Raw genomic sequence first — 19,426 nt, 5'->3', positions numbered from 1 at the left:
AAGGAGTAGGCCAGAAAGTAGCCGCGCTCCGGCGGCAGCGTCTGATGTCCGTCAACCAGCCAGCCCAGCGCGGACTGGTCGACGGGTTCGGGATGGGTGCCCTGGCTGACCTGCGGCAGCTGCTGCGGATCGCCGAGCAGCATCAGGTTGCGGGCTGACGGCGCCACCGCGATGGTGTTGGCCAGGCTGTATTGCCCCGCTTCCTCGACCACGAGCAGGTCAAGTGCCAACCGCGGGATCTTGTTGGCGTTGGCGAAGTCCCAGCCCGTGCCACCGACCACGCACCCGTCATGGCCCGCGATGAACCCGGCGAACTCGGGGTTGGTGAGCTCGGTCCAACCGGCGTTGACGCTGTTGAGCTTCTTTCCCACACGCGCACCGTCGACGCCGGAATCCATGACGTCGCAGAACAGGTTCTCGACGACGGCGTGCGATTGCGCCACCACACCGACTCGCCAGTTGTGGTCGTTGACCAGGCGGGCGATGACCTGGCCCGTGGTGAATGTCTTGCCGGTGCCTGGTGGGCCGTGCACAGCGAGGTAGGACGAGTCGAGGTCGAGGAGTGCCTCGACGATGTCGTCGGCGACAACGCCGGTGCGGGGGAGCGGCCGAGTGCTGACGGTCCGCGGCGGCCGCCGCAGCAGGATGTCGGTGACGGCGTCAGCGGGCACGTTCGGCAACCCTGCGGCGACGGCGGCCGCCGTCTCGGCGATCGACTCCTGCAGCGGCTTGGTGTTGATCGGCGGCCCGGGGGTCAGCGCGAACGGCACCTGGTCGAAGACGTCGCCGTCCTTGGGTTGCCTCTCGATGACCACGACCTCGGTGGGGGCATCGGGGTTGTCGCACCCGGACAGCGTCACCGTCGCGAAGGCCCGTCGGTCCGGGTCTTCGCTGAGCCCGGCCGGCGCCGGTGGGTTGTACAGCGCGTACATCTCGTGTGCGAGTTCACCGTTCGCGAGTTCGCCGGTCAGCCGGGTGTGGCGCTGAAGCTTGCGCGCCTTGGGCGGCTGGTGCCAATCGGCGACGATCTCGGCACTCTCGGCGATGAAGACGCCGCTGTCGTCGGCCCATTCCTCGACCGGGTTGTTCACCCGATCGAAATGGGACCACCAGAACGGTTTGTCCTCCCGCTTGTGGTACTCCCGTGCGGCGGCGATCATCGCGACCGCGGTCTGCTGCGGTGTGCGGTCCTCGATGCCGTCGCCCGCGAACGTGAGCAGCGTGCGTTCGAGGTCGTCTGCCGCCTCGATGGCCCCGCCCTGGGTTGCCGGTTGCGGGCCCCGCGGCGGCACGCCCGACTCGATCGCCCGTGCCATCAGCCAGTCCCGCAGCCGGCGCGTGGAGCGGCAGTCGTAGCGGTTGTAGTCCTCGATCTCCTTCAGAACGGCCGCGGCGTCGTCGTGGCGGCCGTCGTCGCGCAGGCTGCAGAAGCGGGCGTACTCCGTAATCGAGTCCGCGGCCGTGGTTACCCCGCCGCTGCGCAGCTCGTTGCCCATGTACAGCGGCTCCAGGTACTTGATGCTGTAGCTTTCGGTGCCGACCCGAATGCTCTTACGCACCAACGGATAGAGGTCGACGAGGACGCCGTTGCGCAGCAGTTCGTCGACGTCGTGCTCGCCGACTCCGTACCGGCCTGCAAGCCGCAGCAGCGTGGTTTTCTCGTAGGCCGCGTAGTGGTAGATGTGCATGCCCGGGTAGCGCCGGAGGCGCTTGCGGACCATGGCCAGGAAGTCGGCGAGCGCCGCCCGCTCGCTGGCCCGGTCGTGTGCCCAGAACGGCTGGAACTTGTCGTCGACGGTAAGCACGCCCCACAGGTATTCCAGGCCCCACTGGGTGCCGTCGGCAGTCCACAGCGGATCGCCCTCGAAGTCGAAGAACAGGTCGCCTTTGTCGGGTTCAGGGAGAACCATCAGCGGCTGCGCGTCGACCACCTCATAGGGCGGCTTGCCGTTGTCTCGGGGCGCGACCTGCAGCCCGGCCTGCGCGCGCAGCGCGGTGACGGTCCTGGCCGACATCTCGGGCACCGGGCCGTCGTGGGCCGCCAGCTCGGTGATGGTGCCAACGCCGGCGTCGATGAGCCGGGCCCGTTGGCTGACCCGCATCCCGGCCACCAGCAGAAGGTCGTCGTGTGCGCGGACAGCAATTGTGCATTCGGGGCATCGGAAGCACGCCCGCACGTGCTCGTTCTCCCACCGGACCGCTTCGCCACCCGCGAAGTGCTCGTCGAGTAGGCGCTCCAGCGCGGTCCGCCGCGGCTGGTAAACCGGAATTAGTTCGCGCACAGCGTAGCTCGCGAATTCACCGTTTCCCAGCAACAGCTCGACCTCGTCCTCGACGGGCACTCCGGCGGTCGTCAGGACGTCGGCGTAGGCAGCCAGCTGCAAGAGCGCTTCGACCTTCACGGAACGCGCGAGTTTGGTGTCGCGCAGTCGGTATCGCTGCCCCGTCCACAGCAGGAAGTCGGCGAAGCCGACGAACCGGCCGTCGAACATCGCGGCCTGGTAGATCACCGGCCCCCTACGCTCGATTGCCCTCATCGTCTGGTCGCGGGCCGCGACCAGCCCTTCGACGGTGAACCTGGGCCTGCCGATGATGACCGCACCGCTATGCGTGCGCAGTTCGTCGAGATGGCGCTGCTCGTGCTCAGCGCCGAGAGTGGCAGTGCGAGCAAGCAATTCGTCTTCCACGGCGACGGGAGCGCCCCACCCGAGGCGGGCGTCGAACGAACGCAGCAGCGCATACTCGCAGCGAGCGGCCGCTGCGAGATCGGATGCGCTGTAGATGACGCTGCCGTTGTCGACTAACACGCTGCCACTGTATGGCAGGGGCCCGACACCTGACTCACGTCTTGGCGACGAGCTCCACGTTGTTGCCGTTCCACCGGAAGCGGACCGTGCTGGCCAGGCCCGCGTTGGAATACTTCAGCGCGACCATGTCACCGGTGCTCGCCGACGAGTCGATGCCGTTGAACCCGAACGTATCCGGCACCCCGTTGGGGATGAACTTGCCCCGGTGGAACATCACCGCGCGGGTGTTCGGATTGGCCGCGTTCGTGTTGGCTTTGATGATCACCGCCGATAGCTGCGCGCATTCGTTGTAGTTGCCCGCGAGGGGCTCGGGATTCCATGGCTGGCCGCTGCGCGGGTCGGGAGCCAGCCCCGCCACTGCCTTGCTGATTTCCGCCGACGCGAGGTTGGTCGCACACGGATCGTTGGGCGCGGGCGGGCCCGGCGGCGCCGCGCTCGGTGACGGCGCGGGGGCCGATGCCTGGGGTGTTTTCGCCACTGTGGCGACGGGTTCCGGTGTCTTGGCGACGGTCGAGTCGCTGGCGCCGCAACCGGCAAGCGTCACGGCCGCAACGGCCGCCACGACAGGCAGAACGGGCGTCTTCACAAGTGGGCACGGTACCGTCGTGGGCGCCGATTTCACCGCAGGCAGGGCCGACGTCCGCGGGCCACTAGACTTTGTCCACGATGACCTTCCCTGATCAGGACGTCTCCCGTCCCGTGGCCTCGTTCGCCGACCTGCACATTCACCCCTCGGTGCTGCAGGCCGTCGGTGACGTCGGCTATGAGTCGCCCTCACCGGTGCAGGCGGCGACGATTCCGGCCATGATGGCGGGTTCCGACGTGGTCGGGATGGCCCAGACGGGGACCGGTAAGACGGCCGCGTTCGCGATCCCGATCCTTTCGAAGATCGAGCCGGACAACAAAAGCACGCAGGCGCTGGTGTTGGCGCCCACCCGCGAGCTGGCGCTGCAGGTTTCGGAGGCGTTCAGGCGCTACGGCGCACATCTGCCTGCGATCAACGTGCTCCCGATCTACGGCGGTCAGTCCTACGGCGTGCAGCTCGCGGGATTGAAGCGCGGCGCGCACGTCGTCGTCGGGACACCCGGCCGGGTGATCGACCACCTGGAGCGCGGCACGCTGGATCTGTCCCGGCTGGACTACCTGGTGCTCGACGAGGCCGACGAGATGCTGCAGATGGGCTTCGCCGAGGACGTCGAACGCATCCTCGCGGACACGCCGGAATACAAGCAGGTGGCGCTGTTCTCCGCGACCATGCCCGCGGCCATCCGCAAGATCACGACGAAATACCTGCACGATCCGGTCGAAGTGACCGTCGAATCCAAAACCGCGACCGCGGAGAACATTTCACAGCGCTACCTCCAGGTGGCAGGCGCGAGAAAGATGGACGCGCTGACGCGGGTGCTGGAGGTTGAGCCGTTCGAGGCGATGATCGTGTTCGTCCGCACCAAGCAGGCCACCGAAGAAGTCGCCGGAAAGCTCAGTGCGCGAGGGTTTTCGGCCGCGGCCATCAACGGCGACATCCCCCAGGCGCAACGGGAGCGGACGATCGCGGCACTCAAGGACGGCACGGTCGACATCCTGGTCGCCACCGATGTGGCAGCCCGTGGGCTTGACGTGGACCGCATCTCGCATGTGCTGAACTACGACATCCCGCACGACACCGAGTCGTATGTGCACCGCATCGGGCGTACCGGCCGGGCAGGGCGAAGTGGCAACGCGGTGCTGTTCGTATCCCCCCGAGAACGCTACTTGCTCAAGGCGATCGAGAAGGCCACCCGTCAGAAGCTCACTGAGATGCAGCTGCCCTCAGTCGACGACGTCAACGCGCAACGTGTCGCCAGGTTCCGGGATTCGATCACCGAAGCGTTGTCGGCGCCGGGCATCGACCTCTTCCGCGGGCTGGTCGAGGAGTACGAACGCGAGCACGACGTGCCGATGGGTGATATCGCCGCGGCGCTGGCGCTTCAGGCCCGCGACGGCGACGAGTTCCTCATGCGCCCCGAACCGCCGCCTGAGCGTCGTGAACGACCCGAACGGGATGCCAAGCCGCGCAGGACAACTCAGAAGATGGCGACATACCGCATCGACGTCGGAAAGCGGCACAAGATCGGCCCTGGCGCGATCGTCGGCGCGATCGCCAACGAAGGCGGGCTGCATCGCAGCGACTTCGGCCACATCGCGATCCATCCCGATTTCTCGCTGGTCGAACTGCCTGCCAAGCTGTCCCGCGACACGCTGAAAGCGCTGGAGCGCACCCGGATATCGGGTGTGCTGATCAATCTGCAACCCGACCGTCGCCCGGGAGGGAAGCCGCGGCGGAAGTCGTCATGACTCTGTCCCGCAACGCCGACGCCGGGCGGCCGCCGGAGCTCGAGGAGCAAGGGGGGCTGGAATCGATATCGAAGACCGAGCGGGTCGCGTCGCTGACAGGGATCCGCGCGGTGGCCGCCCTGCTGGTACTGGCCACGCACGCCGCATACACCACCGGTAAGTACGGGCACGGGTATGCCGGGCTTGTGTTCTCGCGCATGGAGATCGGCGTGCCGATCTTCTTCGTGCTCTCAGGGTTCTTGCTGTTCGGACCGTGGGTGCGTGCCGCTGCCGACGACCGCCCGCCGCCGTCGGTGGCCCGCTACGCATGGCATCGGGTGCGCCGCATCATGCCGGCGTACGTGGTCACCGTCGTGGTCGCGTACATCGTCTATCACTACCGAACCGGCTACCCCAACGCAGGTCACAGCGTGACCGGCCTGATCCGCAACCTGACGCTGACGCAGCCTTACACGGACAACTACATCACTTCCTATCTGCACCAAGGACTCACACAAATGTGGAGCCTTGCCGTGGAGGTGGCTTTCTACATCGTGCTGCCGCTGCTGGCGGCTCTGTTGTTGAACGTGTTGTGCCGGCGGCGATGGCACCCCTGGCTGGTGTTGACGGGCGTGGTGGCGTTGGGAGCGGTCACGCCGCTGTGGTTGTGGCTGGTGCACACCACCGACTTCCTGCCCGACGGGGCGACGCTGTGGCTGCCTTCGTACTTGGCGTGGTTTCTCGGCGGAATGATGCTTGCCGTGCTGGCCCAGATGGGCACGCAGTGGTACGGCTTCCTGTGCCTGCCGCTGGCGCTGATCTGCTACTTCATCGTGTCGACGCCCATCGGCGGCGAGCCCACCACCGCGCCCACCGAACTCTGGCCGGCGTTGACCAAGAGCGCGTTCTACGCGGTGATCGCCACGCTTTTGGTGGCGCCGTTAGCGCTCGGCAATCGCGGCTGGTATTCGCGGGCGCTGGCGAGCCGGCCAATGGTGTGGCTCGGTGAGATCTCCTACGAGATCTTCCTGATCCACCTCATCGTCATCGACATCGCGATGGTCAACGTGCTGCACTGGCACATCTACACCGGCAACATGGCGGGGCTCTTCGTGGTCACGTTCGTCATGACGGTTCCGCTGGCCTGGCTGCTGCACCGGCTGACCCGGGTGCGCTCCTAAAGCGCTCTTGCCGTACGGCCGCGGATGAAGAACGAGCCGCCGACTACCAGCAAGCCCACGACAGCGAGCGGGATCGTCCACGCCCGGCGGCTGCCCAGTGCGGAATCGCAGGCGGCCACATAATTGGTCTGGCCGGGGACAGCCGGAGCGAGTTGGGGGACTCCCACGTCTTTAGCAAGGTCTGCGCCCTTGTTGCTCAGGTTATTGTCTTCGGCCTGCGCCTGCGACTTGTCGCTGATCAGGGCACTGCCGCACCCGACGCTCTTGTCGCCGCCGCCGTTTGCGGATACCGGCACGAGCAGGCCAATCACGCCTGCCACCAGCAACACCACACCCGCGACCAGGACCAACATTCGTGTGTTCATGCCCGCCCTGGTACCCGCCGCTACGATTCGACAAACGCCCCAATCACGTTCGGGACGACGAATTCCTCCAGCATCTGCCTCTCGTCGGCCGCGTCGCGGCCCGGGAACATCAGCAGCGACGTGATCACCCGCACCAGCCATCGGGCGCGGCGATCAACCGCCGCAGGGTCATTGGAGCCCAGCGAGGTGACGAACGCCGCCGTCAGCGCCTCGATCACCTCCGATCGTTCGGCCATGTCGCCACCGATCGGCCGCTCTGTCATGGCGAACCACGACGCCAGCGCGGGATTGTTGCGGACCATTCTCAGCGCGGTGGTGATCCCTGTGACGAGCCGCTCGCCGGGGTCGGCGATGTCGCGCACCTCGTTGCCGAGCTCGTGGTTCAGCCGGTACGCCTCCCGGTTGACGAACGCGGTGTGCAAGGCTTCGCGGTTCTCGAAGTACCGGTATAGCGTGGCGCGCGAACACCCTGCGGCCCTTGCGATTTCGTTCATTCCGACCGACGCGGCATCCTGCCTGGCGAACAGCTCCGCTGCGGCGTCGAGGATGCGGTCGGCGGCCACTTCGGTCCGGCTCGCGGCGAGCCAATCGCCGGGCATCACCCTTCCCGTCGCTTCGCTCGCCCTGGCAACCCTTCCCGTCGCTTCGCTCGCCCTGGCAAGCGTTTCACAGTGAACGGCACCGACAGCGGCCGTCGCACGTAACTGCCGCCGGCCCACACGATCGCGTCCTCGTCGACCTCGAAATCTGGGCAGCGCGAAAGCAATTCGGTCAATGCCACCCGGGACTGCATGCGGGCGGCGGTAGCGCCGATGCAGTGGTGCGCGCCGTGGCTGAACGTCAGGATCTTGGCGGGACGACGCGTGACGTCGAGTTCTGCTGCGTTCGGCCCGTATTGGCGCTCGTCCCGGTTGGCCGACCCGTACAGGAACAGCACCCGCCGGCCCTCGGGAATCGTCGTGCCGTGCAGGGTGACGTCCCGGGTGACGGTGCGGCCCAGGCATTGTGCGGGAGCGGTCAGCCGCAGGAACTCGTCCACCGAGTCCGCAATGAGCTCGGGGTTTTCTGCCAGCAGACGCCGTTGATCCGGGCGCTGGTGCAGCAGCTGCACGGCTCCGCCAAGCATGCCCGTAACCGTGTCGTTGCCGCCGGTGACCATCGTGAACGTGAAGGCCAGGATCGACAGCGTGCCTGCGATGTCCCCGTCCGCGCCCACACCGGCGGCGACCAGGTGCGAGACGGTGTCGTCGCCGGGATCCTTGCGGCGACGCTCGATCAGCGCGGTGAAGTAGGCCATCATCGAGCCCACCGCGTCGCCCAGCGTCTCCAGGGCATTCGCGATGCCGCCCTCGACGGTGTTGGCCGCGACGATCGCCTCGGTCCAGCCGTCGAACTGCTTGCGGTCGGATTCGGGCACACCGAGGTAGTGCGCGACCACCATCGACGGAAGCGGCTTGAACAACTCCGCCACGATGTCCCCGCCTCCGGAAGCCAGCAGGCGCTCCAGTCGCTCGACGACGAACGCGCGGACCGCCGGCTCGACTGCCGCGACCTGGCGTGGGGTGAAGCCGCGCGCCACGAGCTTGCGGAATTCGGTGTGCACCGGCGGGTCCTGCATCACCATCGGTGGATTGTCTTGCAGTCCAATCAGTTCCAGCTCGCCGTAGTTGACGGTCAGGCCCTGCGCCGACGAGAACGTCTCATGGTCGCGCGCCGACTCCCACACGTCGGCATGGCGGGAGAGCACGAAGTAGTCGTGGTCGGGCTTGTCCGGCGGGACAACGTGGTGGACGGGGTCGTGGTCGCGCAGGGCCTGATACATCGGCCACGGGTTGCGCCAGCTCGTCGCGGTCGCCAGCTCGAATACCGCGGGAGTCCCATGAGACAAAGTAGCCGTCATGTCTTATGAATACGACAAATGAGGAGCACTGTCAACCAGGCCTGCGCCGAGACTGCTGCCAGATCGCGAAATCGCGTGAAAATGTGATCTCCCAGCAGTCTCGGCGCAGGCGCCGAGGCGCGGGACCCCTAGATCGCCGCGCCCGGGTTCAGAATTCCGGCCGGGTCCAGCGCGTCTTTGATCTTCTGGTTCAGCGCCATCGCGTCGGGACCGATCTGGCCCGCCAGCCAGGGCCGCTTCAACCGCCCGACCCCATGCTCGCCCGTGATCGTGCCGCCCAGCCCTACCGCCAGGTCCATGATCTCGCCGAACGCCTTGTCGGCTCGCTCTTTCATGGCCGCGTCGGCGGGGTCGTACACGATGAGCGGGTGGGTGTTGCCGTCGCCGGCATGCGCGATCACCGAGATCATCACGTCGCGCTCGGCGGCGATCTCCGCGATCCCCGACACGAGGTCGCCGAGCCGGGGAAGTGGCACGCCGACATCCTCCAGCAGCAGCGTGCCCTTGGCCTCGACCGCCGGAATCGCGAACCGGCGAGCGGCGACGAAGGCTTCACCCTCATCGGGGTCGTCGGTCGAGAACACCTCGGTTGCGCCGTTCTCCTCGAACAGCGCGGCGATCACCTCGGCGTCCTCTCCGGCGGATCGCCCGCGCTCGTCGGAGCCGGCGATCACCAGCGCCGCGGCGTCGCGGTCCAGGCCCATCTTCAGCTTGTCCTCGACGGCGTTCACCGCGACCGAGTCCATGAACTCCAGCAACGATGGGCGCATCCGGGCCGACACGGCGAGTATGCCGCTTACTGCCGCCTCGAGAGACGCAAATGCCGCGACCACCGTGCTCGCCCGATTCTGCTTGGGCAGCAGCCGCAGGGTGACTTCGGTGATCACGCCCAGTGTTCCTTCACTACCGACGAACAGCTTCGTCAGGCTCAGTCCCGCAACGTCTTTCAGGCGGGGGCCGCCCAGGCGCACCGCGGTGCCGTCGGCAAGCACCACCTGCAAGGCGAGCACATAGTCGGTGGTGACGCCGTATTTGACACAGCACAGGCCGCCGGCGTTGGTCGCGATGTTGCCGCCGATGCTGCAGATCTCGAACGACGACGGATCGGGCGGGTACCACAGCCCGTGCTCGGCGACCGCCTTTTTGACCTCGGCATTAAACAGCCCAGGCTGCACGACGGCGGTGCGAGTCACCGGGTCGACGTCGATATCGCGCATCCGCTCTGTCGAGAGCACAATCCCGTTGTCCAGTGCCGTTGCGCCCCCGGACAACCCGGTTCCTGCGCCACGGGGAACTACCGGGACGCGGTGCTTGCTCGCCCAGCGCATGACCGTCTGCACTTCCTCGGTCCGCAGCGGCCGCACCACGGCCATCGGCTTTCCCGCCGCCGGGTCGAATGCCCGGTCCTGACGGTATTTGTCGGTCTTGGCGGGGTCGGTGACGACCATGCCGTCCGGCAACTCGGCGATCAGGTCGTCAAGCGGGTCTCGGTCGTCGGTCATGGGGCGGTCTCCTCGGCTCTGAGGCGGCGCCACGGCCGCGCCGTGGCTGCCCTTATCGTTCTCTGGCTGGATAGCCGACGAAAGCCCCTGGGAAACGAACCCAGGTGTGAACCGCTGTGAGCGCTAAGGCGTCAGCGGTACGGCCCCGGGTGCGGGGGGCGGCGCAGGTGCGTCGGGCGCCGGTTGTTGCGGCCCTTGCGGCTGCGGGCTGCTGGACATCCCTGGCGGCGGCGCGGCATTTGGATTCATCGGTCGCTGCGCGATGAGCAGAAGCAGACCCTGCCTCCAGGAGATGTCCTGCGTCTGCATCGAGTTCCAGATGTCGCGCGCGTACGACGTGCCCGGACCCGATTGCGGTCCGACCGGTTCGGCGCTGGTGTCAGGAGGCAGGTTGTCGGGGCTCGTCAAGTGCGGGACCCCGTCGGGCGGGGTGGAACCCTGCAAGGGCGGCGGGGCGGAGGCCTGCACGGTGGCGTCGGGACCCGGAGGTGGCCCGGGAACCTGCGGGTCGGCGAATGCGCCCGGCGCAACGATCACCGCCGCGGCCAGCCCCGCAACCCCTACACCAGCAATTTTCGCCATCGCAGCGATGTCGATGCTCACCCTCAACTCCTCGCGTACCCCTTTTTTGTGGTGCTGGTGTTCAAGTTTGCGGGTGGCCCGGTGATGGCGCAAGTCCGCCTGGCGGCGTTGATGGGGCATCGAGTTCATACAGAGACCGCAGCCGCACCGCCACCAAGCCGATCGCGATCATCGGCACGGCGAGCGCGAGGAACGTCACCGGCAGCCCGAACGCGTCGGCCAGCGGGCCCGCCAGCATGAAACCGAGAGGCCCAGCCGCATACGCCAGCGAGGTCATCACGCCTACCACCCGCCCGCGAAGCTGCGGAGGCGACTTCGTCTGCATCACGTAGTTGTAGATCGGCGCGATCGGCCCGTAAACGAGCCCGATCAGCGCGCACAGCGCCAGGATCACCGCCGTCGGGGGCAGCAGCGCGATAACAGCCGTCGCCGCGCCCAGAGTGAGGGTGGCGACGAGCAGCGTCGTGCGTCGGCTGAGGTGACGAATCACCAGCGGGTATGCCAGCGCGCCCACCAGCCCCCCGACGCTCATCGCCACCAGGGCCATGCCGAGTTGGGCCGGTTCGTTGCGATCGGCGAAGTATTTCGGGAACAGCACGCCTTCCATCGGCAGGTACAGGCCATTCATCGCGAGGTCGATCAAGGCGAGCGTGCGCAGCACCTTGAGGTTCCAGACGAACTTCAGCCCCTCGGTCATGCCCGACCACATGCCGTCGGGCCGGTCCTGCTCAGTCGGCGGTCCGGCGCCATCGAGGCGCACCACCGCGACGGCGACAATCGACAACACGAACGTCGCTGCGGTCACCCACATCGTCTCGATGCCGCCGATCGTGGCGATCAGCAGCCCACCGATCCCCGGTCCCGCGAGATAGGCGACATTGAACGTCGCCTCGTAGAGCCCGTTGGTCCGGTCGAGCGTCCAGCCCGCGTGCCCCGCCGCCTCCGGCAGCATCGACTCACGCGCGGTCATTCCCGCGGGGTCGAACAGTGCGCCGAGTGCCGCCAGGGCCGCGAGCACGACGACGTTCACTGCGGACGCGCCGAACATCAAGGCGACGACGGGAACGGCGACGACGGTCAAGCCCGACATCACGTCCGAGATGATCGAGATTCGCTTTCTGCCGAAGAAGTCGACGGCCGTGCCCGCCAGCAGCGTCGAAAACAGCAGGGGCAGTGACGCGGCACCGGCCACGATCGACGCCTCGAGCGCACTTCCGTTGCGCTGCAACACAAGCCACGGAAAGGCGATGATGCTGATGCCGTTGCCCGCCGCGGCCACGAGCGTGGCGAACAGCAGCAGGAATACCGGCCGGGCCGACGTCTCTGGGCGGCGGCGCAGGAAGAAAGTGGACATGGGAATCTGCCCCGGAATCTAGCAGCGCAGCATCCGGGTCGACGACTGATTTGTCGACGGTGCACAGTGGACCGGTGCGCTTGCCCCATCCGCGACTCGGCGTTTCGTTCGACTCGCCGGCGACGCCGGGTGCCGGCTGGCCCGGAGATCCCGCGAGCGCCGAGACGCCGGTGGCGACGACGTCCGAGCGCGTCGCCAGATTGGCGGCGACTGCGACGACAGTTGCCGAGCTCGACGCCGCGGTTTCGGTATGCAGGGCGTGCCCACGGCTGGTTCAGTGGCGCGAAGAGGTCGCCGTGACGAAGCGTAAATCGTTTGCGGCACAGCCGTACTGGGGTCGACCGGCGCCTGGTTGGGGTTCGGACAGTCCGCGCCTGCTTGTCGTCGGTCTGGCGCCCGCGGCGCACGGTGCGAACCGCACAGGCCGCGTGTTCACCGGCGACCGGTCCGGCGACATGCTGTACGGCGCACTGCATCGGGCCGGCCTTGCGAACCAGGCGGTGGCCGTCGACGCCGCCGACGGACTGCGCCTCGTCGACACCCGGGTGGTGGCTGCCGTGCGCTGCGCGCCCCCGGCCAACGCGCCGACGCCTTCCGAGAGACAGACCTGCGAGCCCTGGCTGGACGCGGAATGGCGGCTTGTCGGACCGGGGGTGAAAGTGATTGTGGCGCTTGGCAATTTTGCGTGGCGCGCTGCACTACAGATGGCGGGAAGCAGCGCCCGGCCCGCCCCGAAATTCGGCCACTGCGCGCACGCAGCGATCGGCGACAAGCTGTTGCTTGGGTGCTATCACCCCAGCCAGCAGAACACGTTCACCGGAAAGCTGACCGCCGCGATGCTCGACGACGTCTTCGCCCGCGCCCGCGACGCGGCGGGAATTCCGGTGCGGCAGGGGCGTTGAACTTCTGATGCAGCTTTCCGTCCTTGACCTCGTCCCCGTGCGCGCCGACCAGTCCACCTCGAATGCGCTGGCCGCGACGCTGCGGCTGGCGCAGACCGCCGACCGCCTCGGCTTCACCCGGTACTGGGTCGCCGAACACCACAACATGCCGGCCGTCGGCGCCACCAGCCCGCCGGTGCTGATCGCCTACCTCGGTGCCCACACCTCCCAGCTGCGGCTCGGGTCCGGCGGCGTCATGCTTCCCAACCACGCCCCGCTGGCCGTCGCCGAGCAGTTCGCGCTGCTCGAGGCAGCGTTCCCCGGCCGCATCGACCTCGGCATAGGGCGGGCTCCCGGTTCTGACCCCGTGACGTCGTTCATGCTGCGCAATTCGAGAGGACGCGACGGCTCGGACTTTCAGACTGACATCGACGAGTTCCCGAAGTATCTCGACCACGTCGTCGCGCTGATGAGCAAGCACGGCGCCCAGGTCTCACTTCCGCAGCAGCAGTACGCGCTCAAGGCCACGCCCGCCGCAGTCAGCGAACCGCAGGTATGGCTGCTGGGTTCGTCGATGTACTCCGCGCACCTCGCGGCCGCCAAGGGCCTGCCGTACGTGTTCGCACACCACTTCACCGGCGAGGGCACCGAAGAGGCGCTTGCTGTGTACCGATCGGAGTTCGTGCCCAGCGAGGACACGCCGGAACCGGTGACATTCCTGACCGTCAACGCCTCCGTCGCGGCCACGCGCGAGGAGGCCGAGGCCCAGCTCTTGCCGAACCTGCAAATGATGGCCCGGCTGCGCACCGGCCAGCCGCTCGGCCCGCTTGATCTGGTGGAGGACGCCCAAGAGGCCACTCTGAGTGCGCACGAACAGGCGATCATCCGGGCCGGACGCGCGCGCGCCGTCGTGGGGACCCCGGCAGAGGCCGCCGAACAGGTCAAGGCGCTCGCGGCGCGGTTTTCCGTCGACGAGGTGATGGTCAACCCCGTCGCGTCCGCGCGCCGCGGAACCGACCCGGCCACCGCTGTTGGCCGCGAGACCACGCTGGAGCTACTCGCGAAGGAGTTGTTCTAGGCAGCGGTGAGCGCGAATATCGGAATGGGCCGCGACGTACGTTCCTGATATCCCTCGTAGCGGCCCGCGTTGTTCTTGTTGACCGCGTGCCACATGTGCTTGTAATCGGAGTCGCCCGGCATCACCTGACGCCATGTGACACCGAATCGCTTTGTCCCGACATTGATCTCGGCTTCGGGATGAGCGCGCAGATTGTGGTACCAACTCGGATATCGCGGCGCCCCGCCGTTGGATGCGACGATCAGATACGCGTCACCGTCACGCGCATACGTCAACGTATTGGTGCGGGGTTGGCCGGACTTCGCACCGACGGTGTGCAAGAGCAGATTCGGCGGCATGCCCGGCAGCTTGTGGCCGATGCGTCCACCGGATTTCTGGTAGATCGCATCATGCACGGCCAGGAACCGTCCGAGCAGGTTCGTCTCAATCCATTGCGAAGCGTTCATATGTCCGTCCTACTGCTCGGCGTCGATCCGCGCCAGCGCGTCGCGCAGGATGCGCCCGGTCTGCTCACGGTCGGGATCTCGTCGCAACACCAACCCTTTGGCGAACTGAAGCTTGTCGCCGTTGCGCCGCGGCAGCACGTGAAGGTGGACATGGAGTACCGACTGGAACGCGGCTTTGCCGTCGTTGACCGCGATGTTGTTGCCGTCCGCGCCGAGTTCCGATGCGCGCGCGGCACGTCCGATGCGCTGGCCGATCGCGATCATGTACGCCAACGTTTCCGGCGGTGTATCGGTGAGATCGACCGTGTGCTGCTTGGGGATCACCAGGGTGTGCCCGCGAGTGAACGGACGAATGTCGAGGATGGCCAGATAGTCGTCGTCTTCATAGATGCGGATCGCGGGTGCCCTGCCCGCGACGATCTCACAGAACACGCAACCCATTCCGCCACGGTAGACCATTTGCTGACGGTGCTGGCGGGCCATGTATAGGGTTCCGGATATGGGGGGACTTTCTGTCAGGGCACTTCTCGCCACTCTGGTGGTAGTCGCGGCGCCACAGCTTGGCGGATGCGCAAACCAGTCGGAGCCGGCGGGACCAGCGCCGACGACCAGTACTGTTTCGGACGCAGAAGGCGCATATCGACAGTTACACGATGCAAAGAACGTATCCGATTGCGGCGCTTCGCTAACCGCTCTGAGTGACGCCAACGTCAAGCGCGACGTATCGGCTCTCCGGGACACCGCCGCCAAGTACCGCGGTCTTGTCGCGGCATGGGGTGAGCTGTTGGGCAAGATCGCCTTCCCGTCTTCTGCCAAAACCGTCGTTGACTCGCTGCGCGCGAACAACGCGAGTGAGGTTCGTCATCTCGACTCGATCGCCGCCGTGACGGAGTCTTCGCTGGGCAACGTGCTCGCGACCTACGTGTTCTTCGACGATGCTGCGGTGACGACCGACGTGGATCGTCTTGCCGAAGTGCTGGGACACCGGCCATCGCAGCCTCTGATCGCAGCCGACCAGCTCAATTTTGGGCGCCAGACCTACCAACGTGACAACGCGCTCACCGAGATGCTGTTCACCGCAGCTCTTGCCCATGCCGACCTCAACGCAGCGAAGGCCGCCAACCGGGTTGAGGAAGACGCGCTACAGCGATACGCGGACGCGCTCAACACAATTGGGTGGCCCGCTGGATACGACGGCCAAGTCAGTGACCTCCGCGACAAGATCCATGCGCTGATCGACGCCGACCGGCGCCAAGTCGACGTGTCGAATCCGTCGCAAATCGTGTCGGCACCACCGGGCGGCTCGGCGGAGACCGCTGCGGAATCACAGGCGCAGGGCAACTTGCTCGACGCCCTTTTCAAGAGCAACAACGGGGACACCCTGCCGAAGTGCTGATCGGCGACTGCGGACGTGACGCGCCGCCGTGGAGGTAGGTTGACGCGATGACCGCCGGGTTCGATGTCGAGGCATCCGGACTGCTCGACGGGCTCGACGGCCGCGCGCGCGAGGAGCGCGCGGAGTTGATCCCCTGGCTGATGGAGCAGGGGTTCACTGTCGAGCAGATTCGCGGCGCCTTCGCGCCGATGCTGCTGCCGGCGCGCAGGGAGTTGGGCGACGACGGGACGTTCGTGTCCGCCCGTGAGATGTGCGAAGAACACCACGTCAACCTCGAGGTGTTTCAGCGGATGCAACGTGCTCTCGGGTTGTCGAACGTGGACGATCCGAACGAACCAGTGCTCCTGCGCGCCGACGGCGAGGTCGCCGCCGGGGTCCAGGAATTCATCGATACCGGCTTCGACAGCGACCAGTTGATCGGTGCGGTGCGTGTGCTTGCCGACGGTTTGTCTCACGCAGCGGAGATGATGAGATACACCGCGCTGTCGAGGGTGCTGACGCCGGGTGCCACCGAGCTGGAAGTCGCCAAGGCCTCCGAAGCGATGGTGGAGAGCGTTGTTCCGCTGCTGGGCCCGATGATCAAGGACATGCTCTTTCTTCAGCTCCGGCACGCCATGGAGACCGAGGCCGTGAACGCATCCGAACGGGCCGCGGGGTCGACGCTTCCGGGCGCGCGCGAGGTGACGGTCGCATTCGCCGACCTGGTCGGTTTCACCCGGCTCGGCGAGGCCGTGCCGCCCGAGGATCTGGAGGGGATCGCGAGCCGGCTGTCCGACATCGCTCACGACGTTGCGGATCCTCCGGTGCGGCTGGTCAAGACCATCGGAGACGCGGTGATGTTCGTGTGTCCGGATCCTGTGCCGCTTGTCGAAGCGACGCTGGATCTCATTGCGGCAGCGGACAAAGCGGAGCTGCCGCAACTTCGCGTCGGCATCGCGAGCGGGTCGGCCGTCAGCCGCGCCGGTGACTGGTTCGGGAGCCCGGTCAACGTGGCGAGCCGGGTGACCGACGTCGCGCGGCCCGGCGCGGTACTGGTGGCCGAGTCGACGCGCGACAAGATCGGTGAAGACGACAGGTTCACTTGGTCGTTCGCCGGCGGGCGGCATCTGAAGGGCGTCCGCGGCGAGACGAAGCTGTACCGGGCGCGTCGCGCGGAAACTGATTCAGGCGGGCGTGAACTCGACGGGTAGTGCCGCGGGTGACCGAAACGCCACGCCGGTGATGCTGGGGTACGGCGCGGCCGGGTCAGCCCGTAGGTCGGGCAGCCGGTCGAGCAGAGCGCCGATCGCCACGGCCGCCTCCAACCTGGCGAGCGGCATGCCCAGACAGACGTGTGGGCCGGCGCCGAAAGTCAAGTGCGCGATGTTGCGTCGCGTCGGGTCGAACCGGTCCGGATCCGGGTAGTGCGCGGGATCGCGGTTGGCCGCCGCGACGCTCACGCTGACGTTGGTGCCCGCCGGGATTGCAATCCCACCCAGCTCACAGTCCTTGTGCGCCACCCGCACCACCGTGCTGATCGGCGGCTCCCATCGCATCGCCTCCTCGATTGCGCCGCGCAGCAGTTGCCTGTCGGCGCGCAGGGCCTCCATCAGTCCCGGCTCAGTAAGCATGGCCACCAACAGATTTCCCGATGCGCGATACGTCGTCTCGACTCCCGCCGGCAGGATCAGCAAGAGAAATGCGAAGATCTCGTCGTCGCTCAGCCGCTGCCCGTCGATCTCGGATTCCGCCAGCGTGCTGATCAAGTCGTCCTGCGGATCTTTTCGCCGCTGTCCCAGGATCTCCGCGAAGTACTCCTTGAGCGTCGCCGACGCGGCCATCCCGACATCCCAGTCGTAGACCACGCTGAGCAACTCGATCGAAAGCTGTTGGAACCGCACATAGTCCTCGCGCGGCAGGCCCATCAACCGGGCTATCACCTGAACTGGGAACGCAAACGTGAACTCCCGCACCAGATCTGCTTGGCCTCGCGGCGCGAACCGATCGATCAGCTCATGCACCACTACCTCGATGAGCTCGGTGCGCCACCGCTCCAGCAGCTTCGCGCGGAACAACGGCGACACCAGCGCGCGGCTCGACCGATGCTCGTTGCCTTCCTGTTCGAGCAGCGTCTTGCCCATGACCGGGCCCATGATGTGCTCGTAGATCGACGACGAGAACCGCTCGGGGTCGGTGAGCACCGCTTGGCACTCGTCGTAGCCGAGCACCGTCACCCCGGCCACGTCGATGTTCTGCGCCGGGGTCTCGAAGATCGGGCTGCCGACCATCACGCGATGCTTCTCGCGTGCCGCACGCAGTTTCTCGTGCACGTTCTCGACCGCCATCAGCAGCCCGTCTTGCAGCTTGCTGGGATCGAACTGCTCGAGCCGCGCCCGGTTGGTCACGACGCCGTCACCGTTTCGGTGTCGCGGCCCGACCGCAGCACGGTGCCCGGCGTCGCGCCGCTGGCCACCCCGTCCCGGCACACCTGGACGCCGCCGACCCACACTGAGGAGATCCCCTTCGCGTCGGCCACCAAGCGCGGTGCGCCGGAGGGTAAGTCGTAGCATGTGCGCTCAGGCCCGTGGTCGACTGTCGCAGGGTCGAACATCACAAGGTCGGCATGCCAGCCCGGCGCGATCCTGCCACGTTCCTTGAGTCCGTACAGCCGCGCCGGCACGTCGGTGATCAGCTGCACGGCTTCTTCCAGACTCACCACCTGGTGCTCGCGCACACCGTGGCCAAGCAGCGATGTCGTGTAGATCGCGCCGCACATCATGTCCAGATGCGCGCCGGCATCCGAGCCGCCGATCACCGCGTCCCGGTTCCGCCACACCGCGGCACGCATCTTCCAGTCCGCGGCGTCGTCGCCAAACGGCCTCGGCGACAGCCCTGTACGCAGCTCGTCGGCGATCACGATGTCCAGCAACGTGTCGAACGGCTCGGCTCCGCGCACGGCGGCGACCCCGCCCACAGCGCGGCCGGTGGCGTCGGCGTTCTGCGGGGCGAATGTTTCGACGATGATCAAACGCTCCCAATTGGCAAGGCCGCGAAGGATTCCCGCCTCCTCCGAATGCGCGCCTTCGTCGAGGCGGCGGCGCACCTCGGGATCAGCAAGGGCCCGCAACCGTTCGGCGATCGGAAGGTGCATCGTCTCCCGCCAGCCCGGCAGCCCGTCGAGCACGAAGCCCGACAGGAACGATAGCCGGATTTTCGTCGAGTGCGGCAGCGTCAGCGCGACGACGCGGCCTCCCCGCTCGGCCGCCTCTTTCGAAGCGCGGAGCTGCTTTTCGTGTCCCTCAGGATTGCCCGCCGACACGCCGAGCACGTTCCAGTTCAGTGGTCGGTTGGCCGCTTTCGACATGCCGGCCAGCAGGTCGATGTCGTCGTCGGTGAACCCTGACAGGCAGCCAGGGATGATCGCCTCGAGCTGGGTGCCTGGATGCTCGCGCAGCACTGCGGCGAGGGCCAGCAGCTCCTCGCGTGACGCGCTGCGCGACGGTACCGGTTGCCCTGAGCCGTCGTTGTGCGTATTCGACTGTGAGGTCGAAAATCCCATCGCCCCCTCGCTCAGCGCGGCGGCGAGCAGCGTGGCCATCTTCGCCACCTGCTCTGCGGACGATTCGCCGCCGACCGCGTCGT

General features: G+C 67.0%; 17 protein-coding genes and 1 pseudogene. 6 read left to right on the top strand and 12 right to left on the bottom strand.

The window, feature by feature from the left end; translation table 11 throughout:
* On the bottom strand, positions 1 to 2,807 hold a 2,807-nt coding region (locus tag QOH60_RS26725; RefSeq protein WP_526424900.1), incomplete at its 3' end, for a TM0106 family RecB-like putative nuclease.
* A 34-nt stretch (positions 2,808 to 2,841) separates the two neighbouring features.
* Positions 2,842 to 3,393 carry an LppP/LprE family lipoprotein gene (locus QOH60_RS26720; RefSeq protein ID WP_526424899.1) on the bottom strand — a complete coding sequence of 184 codons (552 nt, stop codon included), beginning with the start codon at positions 3,391 to 3,393 and terminating at the stop codon, positions 2,842 to 2,844.
* An 80-nt stretch (positions 3,394 to 3,473) separates the two neighbouring features.
* Here QOH60_RS26720 and QOH60_RS26715 point away from each other — a divergent pair, with 80 nt between their 5' ends.
* Together QOH60_RS26715 and QOH60_RS26710 are read left to right on the top strand one after the other, a co-directional pair.
* The gene (locus QOH60_RS26715; RefSeq protein ID WP_526424898.1) at positions 3,474 to 5,141 is read left to right on the top strand and encodes a DEAD/DEAH box helicase; all 1,668 of its coding nucleotides are present in this window, start codon (positions 3,474 to 3,476) and stop codon (positions 5,139 to 5,141) included.
* Positions 5,138 to 6,301, top strand: coding sequence for an acyltransferase family protein (locus tag QOH60_RS26710; RefSeq protein WP_526424897.1), 1,164 nt, complete (start codon positions 5,138 to 5,140; stop codon positions 6,299 to 6,301). Before QOH60_RS26715 ends, QOH60_RS26710 begins: the two co-directional genes overlap by 4 nt.
* Here QOH60_RS26710 and QOH60_RS26705 read toward each other — a convergent pair.
* The 6 genes and pseudogenes from QOH60_RS26705 to tap all read right to left on the bottom strand — a co-directional run bounded on the left by QOH60_RS26705 (position 6,298) and on the right by tap (position 12,004).
* Positions 6,298 to 6,666 (bottom strand): aminopeptidase, encoded by a 369-nt coding sequence (locus tag QOH60_RS26705; RefSeq protein WP_526424896.1) that lies wholly within the window; start codon positions 6,664 to 6,666, stop codon positions 6,298 to 6,300. The genes QOH60_RS26710 and QOH60_RS26705 overlap by 4 nt on opposite strands.
* Before the next feature lie 20 nt (positions 6,667 to 6,686).
* Complete coding sequence (locus tag QOH60_RS26700) at positions 6,687 to 7,265, bottom strand: TetR/AcrR family transcriptional regulator (RefSeq protein WP_526424895.1); 579 nt, start codon at positions 7,263 to 7,265, stop codon at positions 6,687 to 6,689.
* A gap of 68 nt (positions 7,266 to 7,333) precedes the next feature.
* Positions 7,334 to 8,566: pseudogene (locus QOH60_RS26695) on the bottom strand (cytochrome P450); the annotation flags it as partial.
* Positions 8,567 to 8,694: 128 nt separating this feature from the next.
* A complete protein-coding gene (locus QOH60_RS26690) occupies positions 8,695 to 10,068 on the bottom strand; it encodes an FAD-binding oxidoreductase (RefSeq protein WP_526424894.1) in 1,374 nt (457 codons plus the stop codon).
* Between the two features lie 123 nt (positions 10,069 to 10,191).
* Entirely contained in the window at positions 10,192 to 10,671 is a 480-nt protein-coding gene (locus QOH60_RS26685) for a hypothetical protein (protein ID WP_526424893.1), read from the bottom strand.
* Positions 10,672 to 10,711: 40 nt separating this feature from the next.
* Entirely contained in the window at positions 10,712 to 12,004 is a 1,293-nt protein-coding gene (tap, locus tag QOH60_RS26680; RefSeq protein ID WP_526424892.1) for a multidrug efflux MFS transporter Tap, read from the bottom strand.
* Positions 12,005 to 12,078: 74 nt separating this feature from the next.
* On the opposite strand from tap, the gene QOH60_RS26675 reads away from it, so the two are divergent.
* Together QOH60_RS26675 and QOH60_RS26670 are read left to right on the top strand one after the other, a co-directional pair.
* Positions 12,079 to 12,906 (top strand): uracil-DNA glycosylase, encoded by an 828-nt coding sequence (locus QOH60_RS26675; RefSeq protein WP_526424891.1) that lies wholly within the window; start codon positions 12,079 to 12,081, stop codon positions 12,904 to 12,906.
* A 7-nt stretch (positions 12,907 to 12,913) separates the two neighbouring features.
* Entirely contained in the window at positions 12,914 to 13,963 is a 1,050-nt protein-coding gene (locus QOH60_RS26670) for an LLM class flavin-dependent oxidoreductase (protein WP_526424890.1), read from the top strand.
* On the opposite strand, the gene QOH60_RS26665 is transcribed toward QOH60_RS26670, so the two are convergent.
* Positions 13,960 to 14,409, bottom strand: a complete 450-nt coding sequence (locus QOH60_RS26665) for a nitroreductase family deazaflavin-dependent oxidoreductase (RefSeq protein ID WP_526424889.1) — start codon at positions 14,407 to 14,409, stop codon at positions 13,960 to 13,962. The genes QOH60_RS26670 and QOH60_RS26665 overlap by 4 nt on opposite strands.
* Before the next feature lie 9 nt (positions 14,410 to 14,418).
* Positions 14,419 to 14,850 (bottom strand): HIT family protein, encoded by a 432-nt coding sequence (locus QOH60_RS26660; protein WP_526424901.1) that lies wholly within the window; start codon positions 14,848 to 14,850, stop codon positions 14,419 to 14,421.
* Positions 14,851 to 14,908: 58 nt separating this feature from the next.
* On the opposite strand from QOH60_RS26660, the gene QOH60_RS26655 reads away from it, so the two are divergent.
* On the top strand, positions 14,909 to 15,805 hold the full coding sequence (locus QOH60_RS26655) for a hypothetical protein (RefSeq protein WP_526424888.1): 897 nt from the start codon (positions 14,909 to 14,911) through the stop codon (positions 15,803 to 15,805).
* Positions 15,806 to 15,852: 47 nt separating this feature from the next.
* A complete protein-coding gene (locus tag QOH60_RS26650) occupies positions 15,853 to 16,995 on the top strand; it encodes an adenylate/guanylate cyclase domain-containing protein (protein ID WP_526424887.1) in 1,143 nt (380 codons plus the stop codon).
* Here QOH60_RS26650 and QOH60_RS26645 read toward each other — a convergent pair.
* Together QOH60_RS26645 and QOH60_RS26640 are read right to left on the bottom strand one after the other, a co-directional pair.
* The gene (locus tag QOH60_RS26645; protein WP_526424886.1) at positions 16,969 to 18,189 is read right to left on the bottom strand and encodes a cytochrome P450; all 1,221 of its coding nucleotides are present in this window, start codon (positions 18,187 to 18,189) and stop codon (positions 16,969 to 16,971) included. The genes QOH60_RS26650 and QOH60_RS26645 overlap by 27 nt on opposite strands.
* Positions 18,186 to 19,426: amidohydrolase family protein (locus QOH60_RS26640; protein WP_526424885.1), on the bottom strand; the 1,241-nt coding region annotated here is incomplete at its 5' end. The genes QOH60_RS26645 and QOH60_RS26640, both read right to left, overlap by 4 nt.

Origin of the sequence: Mycobacterium sp. (assembly GCF_032159765.1) — a bacterium.
Taxonomy (GTDB): Bacteria; Actinomycetota; Actinomycetes; order Mycobacteriales; family Mycobacteriaceae; genus Mycobacterium.
This window is presented reverse-complemented; position numbering and strand designations above follow the sequence as displayed.